General features: G+C 63.1%; 17 protein-coding genes and 1 pseudogene. 5 read left to right on the top strand and 13 right to left on the bottom strand.

Annotated features, from left to right (window positions below):
• Positions 1–40: 40 nt before the first annotated feature.
• Both O0881_RS11630 and O0881_RS11625 read right to left on the bottom strand, forming a co-directional pair.
• Positions 41–1,252: an O-antigen ligase family protein gene (locus O0881_RS11630; protein ID WP_289911349.1), complete on the bottom strand. Its 1,212-nt coding sequence runs from the start codon at positions 1,250–1,252 to the stop codon at positions 41–43.
• Positions 1,253–1,502: 250 nt separating this feature from the next.
• Positions 1,503–2,741: pseudogene (locus tag O0881_RS11625) on the bottom strand (malic enzyme-like NAD(P)-binding protein); the annotation flags it as partial.
• Between the two features lie 207 nt (positions 2,742–2,948).
• Between O0881_RS11625 and O0881_RS11620 the strand changes: the two are divergent.
• Both O0881_RS11620 and O0881_RS11615 read left to right on the top strand, forming a co-directional pair.
• Positions 2,949–3,974: a LacI family DNA-binding transcriptional regulator gene (locus O0881_RS11620; RefSeq protein WP_289911348.1), complete on the top strand. Its 1,026-nt coding sequence runs from the start codon at positions 2,949–2,951 to the stop codon at positions 3,972–3,974.
• A gap of 73 nt (positions 3,975–4,047) precedes the next feature.
• Positions 4,048–4,587 carry a hypothetical protein gene (locus O0881_RS11615; RefSeq protein WP_077408222.1) on the top strand — a complete coding sequence of 180 codons (540 nt, stop codon included), beginning with the start codon at positions 4,048–4,050 and terminating at the stop codon, positions 4,585–4,587.
• On the opposite strand, the gene O0881_RS11610 is transcribed toward O0881_RS11615, so the two are convergent.
• The 11 genes from O0881_RS11610 to O0881_RS11560 all read right to left on the bottom strand — a co-directional run bounded on the left by O0881_RS11610 (position 4,563) and on the right by O0881_RS11560 (position 14,125).
• On the bottom strand, positions 4,563–5,189 hold the full coding sequence (locus tag O0881_RS11610) for a LysE family translocator (protein WP_289911347.1): 627 nt from the start codon (positions 5,187–5,189) through the stop codon (positions 4,563–4,565). The genes O0881_RS11615 and O0881_RS11610 overlap by 25 nt on opposite strands.
• A 79-nt stretch (positions 5,190–5,268) precedes the next feature.
• Positions 5,269–6,057, bottom strand: a complete 789-nt coding sequence (locus tag O0881_RS11605) for an AraC family transcriptional regulator (protein WP_289911346.1) — start codon at positions 6,055–6,057, stop codon at positions 5,269–5,271.
• 2 nt (positions 6,058–6,059) lie between these two features.
• Entirely contained in the window at positions 6,060–7,523 is a 1,464-nt protein-coding gene (gene rng, locus O0881_RS11600) for a ribonuclease G (protein ID WP_099666686.1), read from the bottom strand.
• A 41-nt stretch (positions 7,524–7,564) separates the two neighbouring features.
• Positions 7,565–8,185, bottom strand: a complete 621-nt coding sequence (locus tag O0881_RS11595; protein WP_289911345.1) for a nucleoside triphosphate pyrophosphatase — start codon at positions 8,183–8,185, stop codon at positions 7,565–7,567.
• 8 nt (positions 8,186–8,193) lie between these two features.
• Positions 8,194–8,664 carry a 23S rRNA (pseudouridine(1915)-N(3))-methyltransferase RlmH gene (gene rlmH, locus O0881_RS11590; protein WP_034747108.1) on the bottom strand — a complete coding sequence of 157 codons (471 nt, stop codon included), beginning with the start codon at positions 8,662–8,664 and terminating at the stop codon, positions 8,194–8,196.
• A 6-nt stretch (positions 8,665–8,670) separates the two neighbouring features.
• Positions 8,671–9,360 (bottom strand): ribosome silencing factor, encoded by a 690-nt coding sequence (gene rsfS / locus O0881_RS11585; protein ID WP_289903725.1) that lies wholly within the window; start codon positions 9,358–9,360, stop codon positions 8,671–8,673.
• Positions 9,361–10,008 carry a nicotinate (nicotinamide) nucleotide adenylyltransferase gene (gene nadD, locus O0881_RS11580; protein ID WP_257218867.1) on the bottom strand — a complete coding sequence of 216 codons (648 nt, stop codon included), beginning with the start codon at positions 10,006–10,008 and terminating at the stop codon, positions 9,361–9,363. It lies immediately after the preceding gene.
• A 20-nt stretch (positions 10,009–10,028) separates the two neighbouring features.
• Complete coding sequence (gene hemF, locus O0881_RS11575; RefSeq protein WP_289911344.1) at positions 10,029–10,943, bottom strand: oxygen-dependent coproporphyrinogen oxidase; 915 nt, start codon at positions 10,941–10,943, stop codon at positions 10,029–10,031.
• Between the two features lie 103 nt (positions 10,944–11,046).
• A complete protein-coding gene (locus tag O0881_RS11570; RefSeq protein WP_289911343.1) occupies positions 11,047–11,841 on the bottom strand; it encodes a hypothetical protein in 795 nt (264 codons plus the stop codon).
• Between the two features lie 125 nt (positions 11,842–11,966).
• The gene (gene purD / locus O0881_RS11565) at positions 11,967–13,235 is read right to left on the bottom strand and encodes a phosphoribosylamine--glycine ligase (RefSeq protein ID WP_289911342.1); all 1,269 of its coding nucleotides are present in this window, start codon (positions 13,233–13,235) and stop codon (positions 11,967–11,969) included.
• A gap of 164 nt (positions 13,236–13,399) precedes the next feature.
• The gene (locus tag O0881_RS11560) at positions 13,400–14,125 is read right to left on the bottom strand and encodes a YebC/PmpR family DNA-binding transcriptional regulator (protein ID WP_077408206.1); all 726 of its coding nucleotides are present in this window, start codon (positions 14,123–14,125) and stop codon (positions 13,400–13,402) included.
• A gap of 143 nt (positions 14,126–14,268) precedes the next feature.
• Between O0881_RS11560 and O0881_RS11555 the strand changes: the two genes are divergently transcribed.
• From O0881_RS11555 to O0881_RS11545, 3 genes are all read left to right on the top strand, one after another.
• Positions 14,269–16,752 (top strand): alkaline phosphatase D family protein, encoded by a 2,484-nt coding sequence (locus O0881_RS11555; protein WP_289911341.1) that lies wholly within the window; start codon positions 14,269–14,271, stop codon positions 16,750–16,752.
• A gap of 83 nt (positions 16,753–16,835) precedes the next feature.
• Positions 16,836–17,756 carry a DMT family transporter gene (locus tag O0881_RS11550; RefSeq protein ID WP_289911340.1) on the top strand — a complete coding sequence of 307 codons (921 nt, stop codon included), beginning with the start codon at positions 16,836–16,838 and terminating at the stop codon, positions 17,754–17,756.
• Positions 17,757–17,785: 29 nt separating this feature from the next.
• Positions 17,786–18,175, top strand: a complete 390-nt coding sequence (locus tag O0881_RS11545; protein WP_034786684.1) for a methylglyoxal synthase — start codon at positions 17,786–17,788, stop codon at positions 18,173–18,175.
• Positions 18,176–18,250: the final 75 nt, after the last annotated feature.

The raw sequence follows: 18,250 nt of genomic DNA, 5'->3' as shown, positions 1-18,250 counted from the left end.
CTTGCAGGGGACAGCAAAAACGGTCAGGCGAAAAACGAGCTCAGGCAGTGCGTTCTTGCTGGCGCAGCATGGCCCATAGCATCACTATCGGGAAGACCAGCATGATGATGCCGATATTCAGGGTGAGCGAGCTCGTCGTCAGACCAAAAATCATGTAGCAGGTGCACAGTACCACGCCTGCCAGCGCATATGGCTGAGCTCCAGGGGCACTGTGGCGCAGGGCGCGGGCAAACAGGGACAACGGAACGAGGAAGAGCGCCAGCAAGGCCATTACACCGACGATGCCACGCTTGACCAGGGCATCGAGGTAGTCGTTGTGGGCATTGGTATGGTTTTTAATAACCGCATTCATTTTGCCTGCGTCAGCTAGCTGTTGCTTTGCAGCCAAATAACCATTGCGGCCCATGCCGATCCAGATATGGTTACTTGATAAGGTCAATGCAGTGCGCCACATTTCCATGCGCTGGCCAATGGACGTGGTCACATTATCGCTGTCCTGGAACTGTTTGATGTCATTGACAGCCACCGCCACGCGCTGGGGCACGCGGGAGTTGGGAAGTATGTAGGCAAGTATGCACGCGGCCAGCAGTGCACCGAGAATAGCGGCCAGATAGCGTGCGCCGCGGCCCTTCGAATAATAGTACGAAAAAAGGCAGCCACAGACGGGTAATACCAGCCAACCGCCGCGACTGCCACTGACGACAGAGCCGAGGACTCCGGCCAGAGCGCCGGCCAGCAAAAGGATGGACCATGTCATGCGATGGCGCTGCTCTCGTGCCCAGTCCAGCCCGCACAGGGCCAGCATGCCCATCAGCATGCTGACATTGCCGTAGTGAATGGCATTACTGGTTGCAGCTTGTGGACGTTCGAGGTGCAATACGATCAATTGCCAAAATGCCATTGCCGCTCCCATCATGGCGCCGATGGCTACGCCGCTCCACCATGCTGATGGCCGTGGCGGATATGCCAGCAGCAGCAGCAGCACGGGCACGGCCAGCAGTACCCGCAAGGGCATGTCGAGTTCTCGCGCCGGATCGCCCTGATACAGCATATTGGCGGTGAAAATAAAGAAGTAGGTCAGCATCACGCCCATCAGCAGATAGTCCCGGCGCTGCAGATCCAGACGGGGGCGTTTCCATAGCAGCCAGCTGCTGGCCAGCAGCAGCACCAGGGCGCCAAGGGAATATCCGCTGTTGACCGCCAACGCCAATGCCGAAAAGAGAAAAACACAAACAGAGGTCAGGCCGAGCATGAATATCCTTGGTAACGCACATCGTCGCCATTATGGCAACTGTAGCAACATAAAGTAGGCGTCATTGTAATCGAAGGTGGCAACAAAAACGTCCCTGGAATTTTACTCTTTGATAACTGCACGGGCGATCTCAAGGGGGAAATGAAAAAACCATGGTTTTTAGCCATGGTTTTTTTGTAAGCAATGGTAACTTGCTGTTATTTTGACAAGGCAGCTAGGCCGCTCACGCGTTTCAGGCGGTGGCTGGCACGCGGGTGGCCACGCCGGTGGCGATGGCCGCTTGCGACACGGCAGGCGCGACCCAGCTGCGTAGGCGCTCATCGAACGGCGATGGAATCAGTTGCAGCGGCGTCAGGGCGCTGGTGGTATGGCCCGGCAATGGTTCCTTGGCCAGCGCGGCGATGGCGCGCACGCAGGCCAGCTTCATCTCTTCATTGATGGTGGTGGCGCCCACGTCGAGCGCGCCACGGAAGATGTACGGGAAGCACAGCACGTTATTGATCTGGTTCGGGTAGTCCGAACGGCCCGTGGCCACGATGGCGTCGTCGCGCACGGCATGCACTTTTTCCGGGGCAATTTCCGGATGCGGATTGGCCAGGGCAAAGATCAGCGGCTTGGCGGCCATCGATTCGACCATCTGCGCGCTCACCACGCCGCCCTTCGAGACGCCGATGAAAATGTCGGCGCCAACCATGGCGTCGGCCAGGTCGCGGTCGCTGGTGTCGTTCGCGTAGCGCGCCTTGTTCTCTTCCATGCTGGCATCGCGGCCCGGGTAGATCACGCCCTGGCTGTCGCACACTTTCAGCAGCGATTTATTCAGGCCCAGCGAGACGAGCAAGTCCAGGCAGGCGATCGATGCCGCGCCAGCGCCCGAGACAGCCACTTTCACGTTGCCGATATCCTTGCCCACCAGTTCCAGGCCGTTCAGGATGCCGGCCGCGACGATGATGGCCGTGCCATGCTGGTCGTCGTGGAAGACAGGAATGTTCATGCGCTTGCGCAATTGCTGTTCGATGTAGAAACAGTCCGGCGCCTTGATGTCTTCCAGGTTGATGCCGCCGAAGGTCGGCTCCATGCGCACCACCGTGTCGATGAACAGGTCGGGATCGTTCTCGGCCAGTTCGATGTCGAACACGTCGACGTCGGCAAATTGCTTGAACAGGCAAGCCTTGCCTTCCATCACCGGCTTGCTGGCCAGCGGACCGATATCGCCCAGGCCCAGCACGGCTGTGCCGTTGGTGATCACGGCCACCAGGTTGCTGCGCGACGTGTAGGTGCCGGCCGTGCGCGGATCTTCCACGATCGCTTCGCAGGCGAAGGCCACGCCCGGCGAGTACGCCAGGGTCAGCGCGCGGGCGTCGCCCAGCGGTTTGGTTGGCGTGACGGAAATCTTGCCTGCGCGAGGTTCGGCGTGATAGGCGAGGGCGGCTTCTTTCAGGTTGAAGGTTTCGCCGTTCTGTTCGGCGTGCTTGCTGTGCGAAGTAGACATAGGAATTCTGGGAAGGGCATACAGGGCCCGAGTGGTCAATCCGAGCCATGTTATGCAAGCGTTTGCACGCTGTCAAGGCTGGATTGTACTTAAGAGTGTCAAAACCGCTTTGGGAAACGGCTTTATCTCAATGCAAGCGTTTGCTCGGTTTTTGACGGAATGGGGAATTTTTACGATAAAATCACGGTATTGCGATCCGGGAAGCCCATGACAAACAAGAACCCCACCTTAAGCGACGTCGCGCGGGCCAGTGGCGTGCACTTTTCCACCGTTTCACGCGTGATGAACCCGGCAACGCGGCAAATGGTCAGCGCCGAGGTGGCCGCGCGCGTGCTGGCCGAAGCAGGCCGGCTCGGTTACCGGCCGAACCGCGCCGCCTCCACCCTCGTCACGCGCAAGTCGCGCATCATCGGCGTGGTTTTGCCCGACATTACCAACGCGGTTTTTCCGCCGATTCTGCTGGGCATCGAGGAAGGCTTGCGCAAGCATGGCTACCTGGCCATCGTCGCCAATGTCGGCGCCGACGAGGAAGAGCAGCTGTTCGTCATCAACCGCCTGCTGGGGCAGCAGGTCGATGGCCTGATTTTGGCTACCGCACGGCGCGACGATCCCGTCATCAAGATGTGCATCGACCAGAATGTGCCGGTGGTGACCGTCAACCGCAGCGACGAGACGGGCGTCGCTTCCTGCGTCGTCAGCGACGACGTGGTCGGCATGCGCCTTGCCGTGGAACACTTGTTGGCGCTGGGTCACCGGCATATCGCGCATATTGCCGGCCCGGAAAACCTGTCCACCGGCCACGTGCGCCGCCTCGGTTTCCTGGCCGCCATCCAGGCCAGCGAACTCGATCCCTCGCAAGCCTTCGTGTTTGAAAGCAGCGGCTATTCGCGCGAATGCGGCAAGGCCGCCCTGCTGGAACTGCTGCGCCAGTCGCCGCGGACGACGGCCGTGGTGACGGGCAGCGATCTCGTGGCCCTCGGCTGCTACGACGCCATCCGCGAACTGGGCTTGAGCTGCCCCGAAGATATTTCCGTGGTGGGCCACAACGACATGCCCTACATGGACATGATCCGTCCGCCCCTGACCACCATCCGCATCCGCCACCACGGCATCGGCACGGAAGCGGCCCGGCTGATCCTGCAAACCATCGATTCGCCCGATTCCGCCGTGCTCGACGTGCGCCTGAAACCCGAGCTGGTGGTGCGCGAATCGACGGCCATTCCCCGGGGCTGAGGCCGCGCCTGGGGCCGCGCCGCCGCAAGGTGGTACACTGGCGCCCCTCAACGTATTTTGCCCCTCTATCGCCATGACCAAAACCAACACGCCTTCCCCGAAACGCCGCGAAGAGGGCGTCGCCAAGCTGACCGTCAATCCATTCCTCGATGCCGAGTTTTACGCGCGCATGCGCGACTACACGGAGCGCGATGCGGCCATCATCAAGGAATTGAAGGCGATCGCCGAGATCCGCGCCGGCAACAAGCAGCCCGATCCCCGCCTGGCGCCGTCGTTGGAAGCCCTGCGCAGCACCGTCAAGAAAGGCTTGAGCTTTGGCGAAATGCTGGAGCGCATGGCCGCCGGCAAGGAAAAAGGCTTGTGGGAGCCGTGGATGACGACCTTCGGCATTGAAATTCGCGCCGTCAACTACGGCGCCGGCCCGCGCAACGCCTGCCTGGTGCTGGATCTGGCCGCGAATGCCCCCGCGCACGCCATGTTCGCCAAGGCGGGCATCCAGAACTGGCGCAGCCTGGCCGCCGACGACTGCTCCGTCGTGCGCTCGGAAAAGGCGACGGAAACCACGCCCTTGAAAGTGTATGCCGTGTTTTATCTGGACCCGCTGCCAGCCTGATCCGCCAGCAGCACCAGCGCCAGCACGATCAGCACCACGCCCGACAGCCGTTCCAGCGACGGCAGCGCGCGCGCAAAGCGCTGCCGCAGGGCGGCGCTGCCGATGGCCAGCGCCACCGCCATATCCCACACCAGCACGGCAAAGACCATCCACGCGCCATATGCCACCATCGCAACGGGACTCGTCTGCCTGGCGGCCAGCACGGTGGCCAGGCTGACATAGAACAGCGCATTCTTCGGGTTCAGGATGGCGGAGACAAACCCCATCGCGACACTGCCGTGCCAGCGTGCCTTGCCGGTGGCGGGCTTTGCTTTCAGGCTGCTCTTGCCCGCATGGCGCAGGAATAGCCAGCCCAGGTACAGCAGATAGGCGCATCCCGCCAGCCGCACCAGCATGAATGCCGTGCTGCCCGCCCGCAGCACCGATAGTCCCGCAAACGCCGCCACGATAAACACCGCATTGGCCACGGTAATGCCCACGCACGTGCCGGCGGCGCCGCGCCAGCCGTGGGCCAGCGAGGTGCGCGCGATCAGGAAAAAATCGGGACCTGGCGACAGCAGGGAAAGAAAGTGGGCGGCGGCGATGAAGAGAAAATCCTGCATGGAGTTTGGCTCCGGCAATGGCGATGCGCGAGTATGCCGGGCCTGGCGACAGCCTGTATTGAAGAAAATTGCAGGCGTTCTAGCTGTCCTGGCCGCGATAGCGCCCCGGCGTGATGCCCGCATGCGCCTTGAACACGCGCTGCAGGTGGCTCTGGTCGGCAAAGCCGAGCTCATGCGCCAGTTGCGCCAACGCCGTCCCGGCTTGCAAGCGGCTGCGCGCGCGGTTGACGTGCATGTTTAGCTGGTAGGCATGCGGCGTCAGGCCCGTGGCGGCGCGAAAGGCGCGGATCAATTGATACGGGCTCAGGCTTGCTGCCTCCGCCAGTTGCCGCAGGCTGGCCGAGGGCAGCGCCTGCAGCGTTGCGAGCACGGGCGCCAGCTGCTGCGGCAGCGGCTTGCGTTCCGAAGGCAGCAGATCCGCACAGGCGCTGGTGCAGGCGACCAGAAACGCCAGCAGCGCCGCATTTTTCTCCGCCGCGCTGGCCCTTGAAAACAGCAGCGCATTCACGGCGCAAAACTGCGCGTACAGTTGTGGGCAGTGCAACACTGCCGCCGTATCGCCATCGAGCGCCGGCGCGTGTGCTTGCAGCCATTGCGCATCGAGATGCAGCATCTGGTAGCTCCACAGGGCGTCTGGCAGGGGGTTGCAGGCGTGCACGCAGCCGGCCGGCACCAGCACCAGGCTGCCATTGCCGAGTGCGACCTTGCCGTCTTTGCTGCCGGTAAAGACGCTGCCTCCAGAGTCGACGGCGCCGATGGAAAACGTGGGATGGCTGTGGGGTTTGTAGCAAGCCCGGCTGTGGCAGGCGCGCCGGCTCTCCACGTGGGGGAGAGACGGGTCGCGCCAGAAGGCGGTGGTGCCCGGCATGACTACATCAGGATCACGTCGTACTGCTCCTGGTGGTAGGCATTCTCCACCTGCAGCGAGATTTTCTTGCCGATGAAATCACCGAGCATGGCCAGGTGCTGCGATTCTTCCTCGAGGAATAAATCCACGACTTCCTGCGAGGCGAGGATGCGGAATTCGCGCGGGTTGAACTGCTTTGCTTCGCGCAGCAGTTCGCGCAGGATTTCATAGCAGATCGTGCGCGAGGTTTTCACTTGCCCCTTGCCGGCGCAGGCGGGGCATGGTTCGCACAGGATGTGGGCCAGCGATTCGCGCGTGCGCTTGCGCGTCATTTCCACCAGGCCCAGCGGCGAGAAATTGCTCACCGAGACCTTGGTGCGGTCGCGCGACAGGGTGCGTTTCAGTTCGGCCAGCACGGCGTTGCGGTGCTCGGCGTTGTCCATGTCGATGAAGTCGAGGATGATGATGCCGCCCAGATTGCGCAGGCGCAGCTGGCGCGCGATGGCGTGCGCCGCTTCCAGGTTGGTCTTGAAAATCGTGTCGGCAAAATTGCGTCCGCCGACGAAGCCGCCCGTGTTGACGTCGATGGTGGTCATCGCTTCCGTCTGGTCGACGATCAGGTAGCCACCCGATTTCAGGTCGACCCGGCGGCCCAGGGCGCGCAGAATCTCTTCTTCCACGCCGTACAGGTCGAACAGGGGGCGCTCGCCCGTGTAGTGCTGCAACCGCGTCAGTTCGCTGGGCGTGTAGATTTCCGCGAATTCGCGTAATTTCACGTAGTTTTCGCGCGAGTCGACCTGGATGGTGGCCGTTTCATCGCCGACGAAATCGCGCAGCACGCGTTGCGCCAGGCTCAAGTCCTGGTGCAGCAGGCTGGTGGCGGGGCGCGTGCGCGCACCGTGCGTGATCGTGCTCCAGGTTTTTCTCAGGTAGTCGACGTCCGCCTTCAAGTCCGCGTCGGACGCGTCTTCAGCCATGGTGCGCACGATGTAGCCGCCCTTTTCATCGGTGGGCAGCAGGCTTTGCAGGCGCACGCGCAGCTGCTCGCGCTCCGCTTCCTTCTCGATCTTCTGCGAGATGCCGATGTGCTTGTCCTGCGGCAGGTACACCAGCATGCGCCCGGCGATGGAAATCTGCGTCGACAGGCGCGCGCCCTTGGTGCCGATCGGGTCCTTGATTACCTGTACCGTCAGTACCTGGCCGTCAAACAGGATTTTCTCGATGGGCGCCGGCGTGGCGTTCTGGCCGTCGTGGCCGCGCGCTTCCCAGATGTCGGCCACGTGCAGGAAGGCGGCCCGTTCCAGGCCGATGTCGATGAAGGCCGACTGCATGCCCGGCAATACGCGCACCACTTTGCCGGAATACACGTTGCCGGCCAGGCCGCGCGTGAGCGTGCGCTCGATGTGCAATTCCTGCACGGCGCCCTGCAGGATGAGGGCGACGCGCGTTTCTTGCGGCGTGATATTGATCAGGATGTCTTCGTTCATGGAGGCGCGGGAGTGGAGGCAACGAATGACATCATACCCGATCAGGGCAGGGGCAAACCTGCCAGTCGTAGCAACTGTGCAGTTTCGTACAGGGGCAGGCCCATGATGCCGGAATGGCTGCCTTCGATGTGCTCGACGAACAGCGCGGCGCTGCCCTGGATGCCATAGCCGCCGGCCTTGTCGTACGGTTCCGGCGTGGCGCAATACGCGGCGATCGAGGCGGGCGACAGCACGCCGAAGCGCACTTGCGAAATCTGCGTACGCTGCTCGGCGACATCCTTGTAGTGCACGGCGATCGAGGTGAGCACCTCGTGCGTGCGGCCTGACAGCTGCTGCAGCATGGCCACGGCCTCAGCCCGGTCGGCCGGCTTGCCGAGGATGACGCCGTCGATGGTGACGGTGGTGTCGGCCGCCAGCACGGGGCGCGGCGTCAGGTGGCGGCGGCGCACCAGGTCCCAGGCGAAGGCGGCTTTTTCATTCGCCACGCGGGCCACATAGTCGAGCGCCGACTCGCCGAGGAAGACTTCCTCGGTGACGTCGGCGCCGCGCGGGCCGTCGCTGCGCAGCAGCAGTAATTCGAAATCGACGCCGATCTGGCGCAGCAATTCGCGCCGGCGCGGGCTTTTGGAGGCGAGATAGATCTTGTTATCGGCCGGTTTCATGGGGGAGTTCAGACGCGGTGGTAGGGGTGGTTTTGCGTGATCGACCAGGCGCGGTACAGCTGCTCGGCGAGGATTACGCGCACCACGCCGTGCGGCAGGGTCATGCTGGAAATGCGCAGCATGCCTTCGGCACGTGCCTTGAGTTGCGGATCGAGGCCGTCGGCGCCGCCGATCAGGAAGGCCGTGTCGCGGCCATCCTGCTGCCACGCCATCAGCTGCTGCGACAGGCCGACGCTGGTCAGGTCCTTGCCACGTTCGTCGAGGGCGATGATGCGCACGCCCTTGGGCAGGACGGCTTCGATGCGTTCGCGTTCCAGCGCCATCGCCGTGGCGGCGGTCTTGCTGCCGGAACGCTCCACCGGCTTGATTTCTTTCAGCACGATGCGTAATTCCGGCGGCATGCGCTTCGCGTATTCCGCGAAGCCCGTCTCTATCCAAGCCGGCATTTTATGGCCGACCGCAGCGATGATGAGCTGCATCGAGGCTTACGCTTCGACTTTTTTGATACGCTTGATCACGGTTTTTGCCGGTGCAGCATCGGCTGCCGGCTTGGCCGCGCGTGGGGCGCGCACTTTTTTCTCCGGCAGCGCTTTCAGGGCTTTCACTGCGGCCGCTTCGGTCTTGGTTGGCGCGACTTTCACGGTCTTGCCGACGGCTTTGGAAGCAGTGGCTTTTTTCGCCGGGGCTTTCTTGGCGGCGGTGGTTGCCGCAGCTTTCTTGGCAGGCGCCTTTTTCTCGATCACGGGCGTTGCTTCCACATTGGCTTTGCTTGCTGCCAGATGGCCGCTGACCTTTTTCGGTTCGTCGCCGGCCGCTTTTTTCGGCGCGCGCTTGGCGGCACCCAGCTTGACCGGGGTGTCGCCCCAGATTTCTTCCAGGCGGTAGTAGGCGCGGATAGGCGCTTGCATGATGTGGACGATCATGTCGCCCAGATCGACCAGCACCCATTCACCGGTGTCCTCGCCTTCCATGCCGATGATGTCGCCGCCGGCATCCTTGACCTTGTTGCGCACCGAGGCGGCCAGCGCCTTGGTTTGACGGTTCGAGGTACCGGAAACGATCGCGATGCGGTCGAACAGGCTGGTCAGGTGACTCGTTTCGAAGACGGCGATGTCTTGGCCTTTGACGTCTTCAAGGGCGTCAACGACGAGGGTTTGCAGTTTTTTGATGTCCATTTAGCTTTTGTATAAATTATGTTGTTCAATATAGTCTAGCACTAGCGGGGAAACAAGCGGGTTTGCCCGATTCCCCCGTTGTAATGCCGCACGTATTTCGGTGGCGGAGATATCCACCGCGAAGTCCTGTGCCAGATAAGTCAGACCGTGCGGCGTGTTGCGGATGCTTTCCAGTGACCCCAGGCGGCGCGAAAATTCTTCGGCGACCACTTGCGGCACTGCGGTGTCATTCAGCGCGAAGCCGGGGCGGGCCGCGACGCAGATATGCGCGTATTCAAATAATTGCTGCCATTCGCGCCATGTCGCGAGCCGCTGCAGCTGGTCGGCGCCCATCAGGAAAACGATGGAAGCGCGCGGACCCAGCTCGGCGCGTACCTGGCGCAAGGTATCGATGGTGTAGCTGGCCTGGCCATGTTCGCTGCGCGCGATTTCCTGGCGGTCGATCACGACCGGCAGGGGCAGGCCGGCAAACGCCAGGCCGGCCATTTCGGCACGCTGCTGGCCCGTGGCGCCAAGCTTGCTTTTTTGCCAGGGCGCGCCTGCCGGAATCACGCGGAGTTCATCGGCGTGCAGCAGGCTGGAAAAATGCGTGCCCAGCGCGACATGCCCCATATGCACCGGATCGTAGCTGCCACCGAGCAGCGCCACGCATGCCCTGCTACCTGGGTTCACGCCTTCAGCCAGTCGCGATGCACGAGGAAGTCAGTATACAACGCCGCTTCGGGACTGCCCGCTTCCGGGTGCCAGTCGTAGCGCCACTTGACCACGGGCGGCATCGACATCAGGATCGCTTCGGTGCGTCCGCCCGACTGCAGGCCGAACAGGGTGCCGCGGTCGAACACCAGGTTGAACTCGACATAGCGTCCGCGCCGGTAGCACTGGAAGTCGCGTTCGCGTTCGCCGTAGGGCGTGTCCTTGCGGCGCGCCAGGATTGGCACATAGGCGTCGATGAAGGCGTCGCCGGCGCTGCGCATCATGGCGAAACTGTCGTCAAAGCCCAAGGCATTGAAGTCGTCGAAGAAAATACCACCCGCGCCGCGCGCTTCGCGCCGGTGCTTCAGGTAGAAGTAATCGTCGCACCACTGCTTGAACTTCGGATGCAGTTCCTCGCCAAACGGCGCCAGCGCATCATGGCATACCTGGTGAAAGTGCTTCACGTCGCCCGCGTCGCCATAATACGGCGTCAGGTCCATGCCGCCGCCGAACCACCATACGGGTTCGCCATCGGCATTCACGGTGGTGAAGAAACGCACATTCATGTGCACCGTGGGCGCATACGGATTACGCGGATGCAGCACCAGCGATACGCCCATCGCTTCCCACGCCTTGCCACCGAGTTCAGGGCGCGCGGCCGCTGCCGATGGCGGCAATGCGGCGCCGGTGACGTGCGAAAAATTCACGCCGCCACGCTCGAACACATTGCCTTCCTCGATCAGCCGCGAAATGCCGCCGCCGCCCTCGGGGCGCTGCCAGGCGTCGGTCAGGAAGGGCTTGCCGTCCTGCGCTTCGAGCGCCTGCACGATACGGCTTTGCAAATCGAGCAAATAGGCCTTGACGGCCGAAGGAGAGGGAGTTGACGACATCGCGTGGGCCGACGAGGCCGAAATAAAAAAGTAAGGACGGATTGTACCCTGTTACGCGTTTTTGTGATAGGGCGGCGCTTGCGCTGTGCGTTTGTGTTGTGGATCAGCGTGCCGGTGGCGTGGCGTCGTCCTGCACCACCGTGATGGACAGGTCCGCGCCGGCGCCGGGCAGGCGCGCGCTTTCCACGGCGTGCACGGCGCGCTGCTGCAAGTCGGGCCGCTCGACGCCCTGCCCGGCGACGGGGGCTGCGGCGGGGGAGGGGGCCTGCCCGAAGACGATGGCGCGGCCGGCAAAGGCCAGTACCAGCACCAGCAGCGCGGCCATCACCCACGTGCCCGGGCGCGCATAGGCGGGGCGTTCCCGGCGGGCCTGGCGCGCGGCGCCATCGACGATGATACGGCCCAGCTCCGAGCCGTGCTGGCGCGTGCGCAGTAGCTCGAATTGCTGCGCCGTCAAGGTGCCTTGCCGGAGCATCTCGCGCAGTGCGTCAATCGGCGAGGCGAGCAGGCGGTTCTCCGGCAAGCTGGCGTGGGCGGCATCGCGCTGCCACTGGTTGATCAGGTCTTCGTCGTACAGGGCATCGATGGCCTGGCCGTTGACCAGCTTTAGCGCGTCGGCGGCCAGTTGCTGGCGCTCGAGCAGGGCTTCGCTGCCATGCCGGCGCGGCAGGTCCTGTACGCGCCGCAGGAAGTCGTCCTGTGGCAGCAGGTCAGTGCGCAGCAGCCATGCTAGGGCCTCGGCGGGACCTGCGCCGGCGGCCAGTCGTGGCATGTCGACGTCGTCTTCCTCGTCCAGCGCGAGGATTTCCAGTTCGGCGATGGCGTCGTCGAGTTCATTGTCCGTGATCAGGCGGAGTTGGCGTACCTGAGCGAGGGCGGGATGGACGTGGCTGGTCATGGGCTGCAACTTTGTCTGAAAGGCAAAATCTTAGCGCAAGGTCCGTTTTCCCGGCGCGCCAATCAAAACAGGGCCGGGGCGGATGCATTCCGCGCCGGCCCTGCCGTTTGCCGCCTGTGGCGTGCTTAGTGCTTCAGGCCGCGCCAGCCGATGTCGCGGCGGTACTGCGCGCCGTCGAAATGGATTTTTTCCACGGTTTCATACGCTTGTTTCTGCGCCATCTTGATGCTGTCGCCCAGGCCCACCACGCACAGCACGCGGCCGCCGTTGGTCACCAGGCGTTCGCCCTCGATGCGGGTGCCGGCATGGAAGGTGACGGAATCATGCGTTTCGGCCGGGATGTCGCCGATGGACGTGCCCTTGACGGGATCGTCCGGGTAGCCGGCGGCGGCCATCACCACGCCGACGGCCGTGCGGCGGTCCCATTCCAGTTCCACGGCGTCGAGCGTACCGTTGACGGCGTGTTCCATGACGGTCACCAGGTCGGTCTTCAGGCGCGCCATGATGGGCTGCGTTTCCGGGTCGCCCATGCGGCAGTTGAATTCCAGGGTCTTCGGCGTGCCTTTGTCGTCGATCATCAGGCCCGCATACAGGAAGCCCGTGAACGTGATGCCGTCCTTGGCCATGCCCTGGATGGTCGGCACGATGATTTCGCGCATGACGCGCGCATGCATGGCCGGCGTGACGATGGGTGCCGGCGAATACGCGCCCATGCCGCCCGTGTTCGGGCCCTGGTCATGGTCTTTCAGGCGTTTGTGGTCCTGGCTGGTGGCCAGCGGCAGGATGTTCTTGCCGTCGCACATGACGATGAAGCTCGCTTCTTCGCCGGCGAGGAATTCCTCGATGACGATGCGCGCGCCGGCGTCGCCGAACTGGTTATCGGACAACATCATGTCGACCGCCTGGTGCGCTTCTTCCAGGGTCATGGCAACGACGACGCCCTTGCCGGCGGCCAGGCCGTCGGCCTTGATGACGATCGGCGCGCCCATGGCGTCGACATAGGCGTGCGCGGGAGCGACGTCGGAGAAGGTCTGGTAAGCGGCCGTCGGGATGCCGTGGCGCTGCATGAAGGCCTTGGCGAAGTCCTTCGACGATTCCAGCTGTGCCGCTTCTTTCGTGGGGCCGAAGATTTTCAGGCCGCGCGAACGGAACAGGTTGACGATGCCGGCCGCCAGCGGCACTTCCGGACCGACGACGGTCAGGCCGATGTGTTCCTGTTGAACGAAGTCGGCCAGCAATTGCGGGTCGCTGATGTCGAGATTGACCAGGCGCGCATCGCGCGCGGTGCCGCCGTTGCCCGGCGCGGCATACACCATCTGTATGCGTTCGGACTGGGCCAGTTTCCAGGCCAGGGCGTGTTCGCGGCCGCCAGAGCCGACTACCAGAATTTTCATAGGAACCGTTCGTTCAGTGTGGGTTGCAGGGCGGCAGTGCCGCCCTTGTTTAACATATTGCCTGGCACGCGGTAAAAATGTTCAGGGCAAGGCGCATGGCCGAAGACAGTACGGCTAGTACGGCGAGGCCATGCAACGCCGCCATGGACTTTTTTACCCCGTGCCTAGTTTTCGATCAGGGCGTTCGTAAATACTTCCTGGACGTCGTCCAGCAGCTCCAGCGCATCGATCAGCTTTTGCATCTTGATGGCGTCGTCGCCCGTGTAGACGGTTTCCGTCGCCGGCTTCATGATGACTTCGGCCACTTCGGCCTTGAAGCCGGCCGCTTCCAGCGCTTCCTTGACGGCGGCGAAATCATGCACGGGAGTGACCACTTCGAAGCCGCCTTCTTCATCGGCGATGACGTCGTCGGCGCCCGCTTCCAGGGCCGCTTCCATCAGCTTGTCTTCATCGGTGCCCGGCGCGAACAGCAACTGGCCGCAGTGCTGGAACATGAAGGCGACCGAGCCTTCGTTGCCCATGTTGCCGCCGTTCTTGTTGAAGGCGTTGCGTACTTCAGCCACCGTGCGTACCTTGTTGTCGGTCATGCATTCGACGATGACGGCTGCGCCGCCCACGCCGTAGCCTTCGTAGCGCACTTCTTCATAGTTGGCGCCATCGACGCCGCCGCTGCCGCGGTTGATCGCGCGCTGGACGTTGTCTTTTGGCATGTTCGCATCGGCGGCCTTGTCGACGGCCAGGCGCAGGCGCGGATTGGTGATGGCGTCGGCGCCGCCCATGCGGGCCGCGACCGTGATTTCCTTGATCAGGCGCGTCCAGATTTTGCCGCGCTTGGCATCGGTGGCAGCCTTTTTATGCTTGATATTGGCCCATTTGCTATGTCCTGCCATGTCGAATCTTCCTTAGACGGGTGTTCAATTGTGGCCGACATTTTAGCATATCGGCCCCCTGCGAAGCGGCGCGGCCCCGTCATCAGGATGACACAATCTGTTGCTAAAGTGACGCGCTTTCACCATATCGAGGGCGCGACATCATGGCAAGTCAAATGGACAGGCGGCAATTTCTGAAATTGGGCGGCTTTATTACCGTCTCCGTGGCCACTGTCGGCCTCGCCGCCTGCGGCAGCACCGATTACAGCGATCCTGGCGTGCCGCTGGCCTCGGGCAGCGACTGGAAATTCCCGCAAAGCGTGGCTTCGGGCGACCCGCGCGCCGACAGCGCCATGCTGTGGACGCGCGTCGTGCCAGCCAGTTTCGACGCCGTCGCGCCCGCCGTGGCCGGCAAGGAAGAGGTTGCCGTGCGCCTGATCGTCAGCGCCAGCGACAATACGGCCGCCCTGGGCGGCAATACGGCCCTGGCCGGCACGCCCATCGTCGATGCGAAATTGCCGCTGAAAGCCGATTTCGACAATACCGTGCGCCACAAGGTGACGGGCTTGCAGCCGGGTCAGGTGTATTTTTACCAATTCATCGCCGGCGACGTGCGCTCGAACGTGGGCCGCTTCAAGACGGCGCCCGCCGCGACCAGTGACGTTGCCCAGCTGCAATTTGCTTACCTGACGTGCCAGGACTGGAGCATCAACCACTGGGGGGCGCTGTCGCACATCGCCGCCAACGAATCGCTCGATTTTATCGTCCACCTGGGCGATTACATCTATGAAACGGTGGGCGAGGCCTTCCAGAGCGGCGCCGTGGAAAGCCGCCACGACCAGCTAAAATTGCCTGACGGCACGTATAAAAGCGGCACGTCCGGCGCCAAATACGCGACTACCGTGGCCGATTACCGCTACCTGTACAAGAAATACCGCACCGATGCGCGTCTGCAAGCCGTGCACGAGCGTTTTGCCTTCATCGCCATCTGGGATGACCACGAATTCACGGACGACGCCTGGCAGGATGCGTCCACCTATGAAGGCATCGTGGCGGCCGACGGCAGCGATTTGCACCAGCCGGCCCGTCGCCGCAGCGCCAACCAGGCCTGGTTCGAATACATGCCGGCCGACGTCACGTTCGACGCGGCCGCGACAACGTTCCAGAATATCCAGATTTACCGCGATTTCCAGTTCGGCAAACTGATGCAGCTGGTGATGACGGACGAGCGCCTGTACCGTGCCGACCATGCGATCGCCGAGTCGACCATCAATCCCGCCACGGGCAAGCCGCTGGGCAGCATCGGCAGCCGCTACCTGGTGCCGCAAGCGCTGTTCGACAGCGTGGAAGGGCAGAAAATGGCGGCCGCCACCAAGGCCGGCGCCGATCCGCTGGCGGCAGTGGGCATGCTGGGCAGCACGCAGCGCGACTGGTGGAAGGGCAAGATGAAGGCGGCCACGTCCACTTGGAAGCTGTGGGGCAATGAAGTGTCCTTGCTGCGCATGGGCTTGAATGGCACGGATGCGATCGCCACCCTGCTGGCCCTGAGCGCCACGGCTAACGTGGGTAAAGCCATCGCCAGCACCCTGCCATTGGTGGGCGGCAGCGTGCCGCTGGCCTGCGCCATCGTGGCCGCTTCGACGGCAGGCGCATCGTCAAGCGTGGCGCAGGCCGCCGCCATGGCGATTGCCGGCGCCGCAGCGAACGCCGGCGCGCAGGGCGCCGCTGCCGTGGGCGCCGGTTTGAGCGCGGCCCAGGCCGGCATCACGGTGGCTGCCTACAACAGCGGCTCGCCGGCCGCCGCCGCGCAAGTGATCGCCTTCGGCTGGATCAAGCCCGACGTACAGGCCAAGGGCGCCGCATCGAGCTTTGTCGCCGCTTCCGGCCAGCAAGCCGCGCTGACGCCATTCTTCACACGCTTCCTGCTCAATTGCGACCAGTGGGATGGCTACAACAGCGAGCGCAAGAACCTGATGGCGCACCTGAAAACCAATGCCATCGGCAACGTGGTGGCCATCACGGGCGATATCCACTCGTTTTTTGCGGGCACGGTCAGCGACGATTTCGACGCGGCCGGCGGCGGCACGCCCGTCATGGTGGACCTGGTGTCGGCTGGCGTCAGCTCCGATTCCTTCTTCAGCTACCTGAAGTCGGCCGCCGGCAGCATGGGCGATATCGGTACCCTCGTCAGCTATCCGCTGGCCATTCCCGTCACGGGCCTGGGCACGGTCAATCTCGACATCAACCTGCTCGATTACACCATGGGCAAGGTGGCGCCCACCGTCGACAGCCTGCTGGAGCAATTGCGCGTGCAATTGCGCGGCGCCCTGGCTGCCAAGGGTGTGCCGGAAGCCCAGCTGGACGCGACTGTCGCTGCCGTGCAGGCTGGCTTGAAAGCGAGCACTGACTTCAGTGCAACCCTGCTGGGCCTGGCGCAGCAATTGTCCGGCCTGGGCAACAACCCGTGGATCAAGCATTTGAATACGGATGCGCAGGGCTACACGGTGGTCACCTTGACGCCGGGCAAGCTGGTGGCGCAGTTCAAACAGGTGAATAAACTGGTCGGCACGGCGGCGCCGTCGAACGTGATTGCGCGCGTGACGACGGCGACGGTGACGGCAGGTGCGGCGGCGGTGGTGGTCTCTTAATCCGCCGCCGGTTTTATTCGGGGCCAGACGGGGACGCCGAGTCCCGCCGGGTCTGGCCCCGGCTTTTGCCTTACAATCTGGGCATGAGCTCCAGTTCCCCGCAAGCATCCCCTGCATCGATTCCCCGTTCCGTCTACCTCGGTGGCCTGGCCATCGCCGTAGGCGGGGCGGTACTGTTTTCCACCAAGGCCATCGTCGCCAAGCTGCTGTACCGCTACCAGATCGACGCCGTCACCCTGATCGCCTTCAGGATGATCTTTTCGCTGCCCGTGTTCGCCGTCATCGCTTGCTGGAAGATGCGCACGGAGCCGCCGCTGTCAAACAGCGACCGTTGGCGCCTCGTCGGGCTGGGCCTCGTCGGCTACTACCTGTCCAGCTATCTGGATTTCCTGGGCCTGCAATACATTTCCGTGGGCCTGGAGCGCCTGATCCTGTTCCTTACGCCTACTTTCGTGCTCCTGATTACCACCGTGTACTTCAAGCAGCGCATCAGCCGCCTGCAGTGGCTGGCCCTGTTCACCTCCTACTGCGGTATCGTGCTGGTGTTCGTGCACGACTTGCAGGGCGGCGCCAGCAATGTGGCGCTGGGCTCGACCCTGGTGCTGGGCTCGGCCTGTGCCTACGCCGTGTACCTGCTCGGTTCGGGCGAGCTGGTGAAACGCATCGGCTCGATGCGCCTCGTCAGCTATGCCATGTGCGTGGCCAGCTTTGCCTGCATCGCCCAATTCCTCATCCTGCGCCCCGTCGAGCTGCTGATCCAGCCCATGCCCGTGTACGGCTTGTCTTTGCTCAATGGCATCTTTTGCACGGTGATGCCCGTCTTCATGACGATGATCGCCGTCGAGCGCATCGGCGCACCCGTCGCTTCGCAGGCCGGCATGATAGGCCCCGTGTCGACCCTGTTCCTGGGCGCCATGATCCTCGATGAACCGATCACCAACTGGCAACTGGCTGGCACCAGTCTGGTATTGGCCGGCATTTACTTGCTGTCGAAAAAGAAATAATTCCTCCACCCACTGAAAATGTCCCCACCATGAAAACACGCATCGCCCTGATTGCCCACGACAAGAAAAAAGATGACATGATTACCCTGGCGGGCGAATACTTGGACTTTTTGAAGGGGTGTGAATTGTCGGCCACGGGCACCACGGGCGGCCGCCTGATCAATGAGCTGGGCCTGGCGGTCGAGCGCAAGCATTCCGGCCCGTTTGGCGGCGACTTGCAGATCGGCTCGCTGCTGGTGGAAGGCTTGATCGATTGCGTGATCTTCCTGCGCGACCCGATGACGCCGCAGCCGCATGAGCCGGACATCAACGCCCTGGTGCGCGCCTGCGACGTGCACAACGTGGCGTGCGCGACGAATCTGTCGTCGGCGCACCTGGTGCTGTCGCAATTGCAGGCGCGGGCCAGCGCTGCCGCCTGACGTTTTCCCGATTCTTCTTCAAGGAGCATATTGTGAGTGCAACGATTACCACCAAAGCCATCCGCGTACAGCGCG

The organism is Janthinobacterium sp. SUN100, from assembly GCF_030397705.1.
GTDB classification, from domain to species: Bacteria; Pseudomonadota; Gammaproteobacteria; order Burkholderiales; family Burkholderiaceae_D; genus Janthinobacterium; species Janthinobacterium kumbetense.
This window is presented reverse-complemented; position numbering and strand designations above follow the sequence as displayed.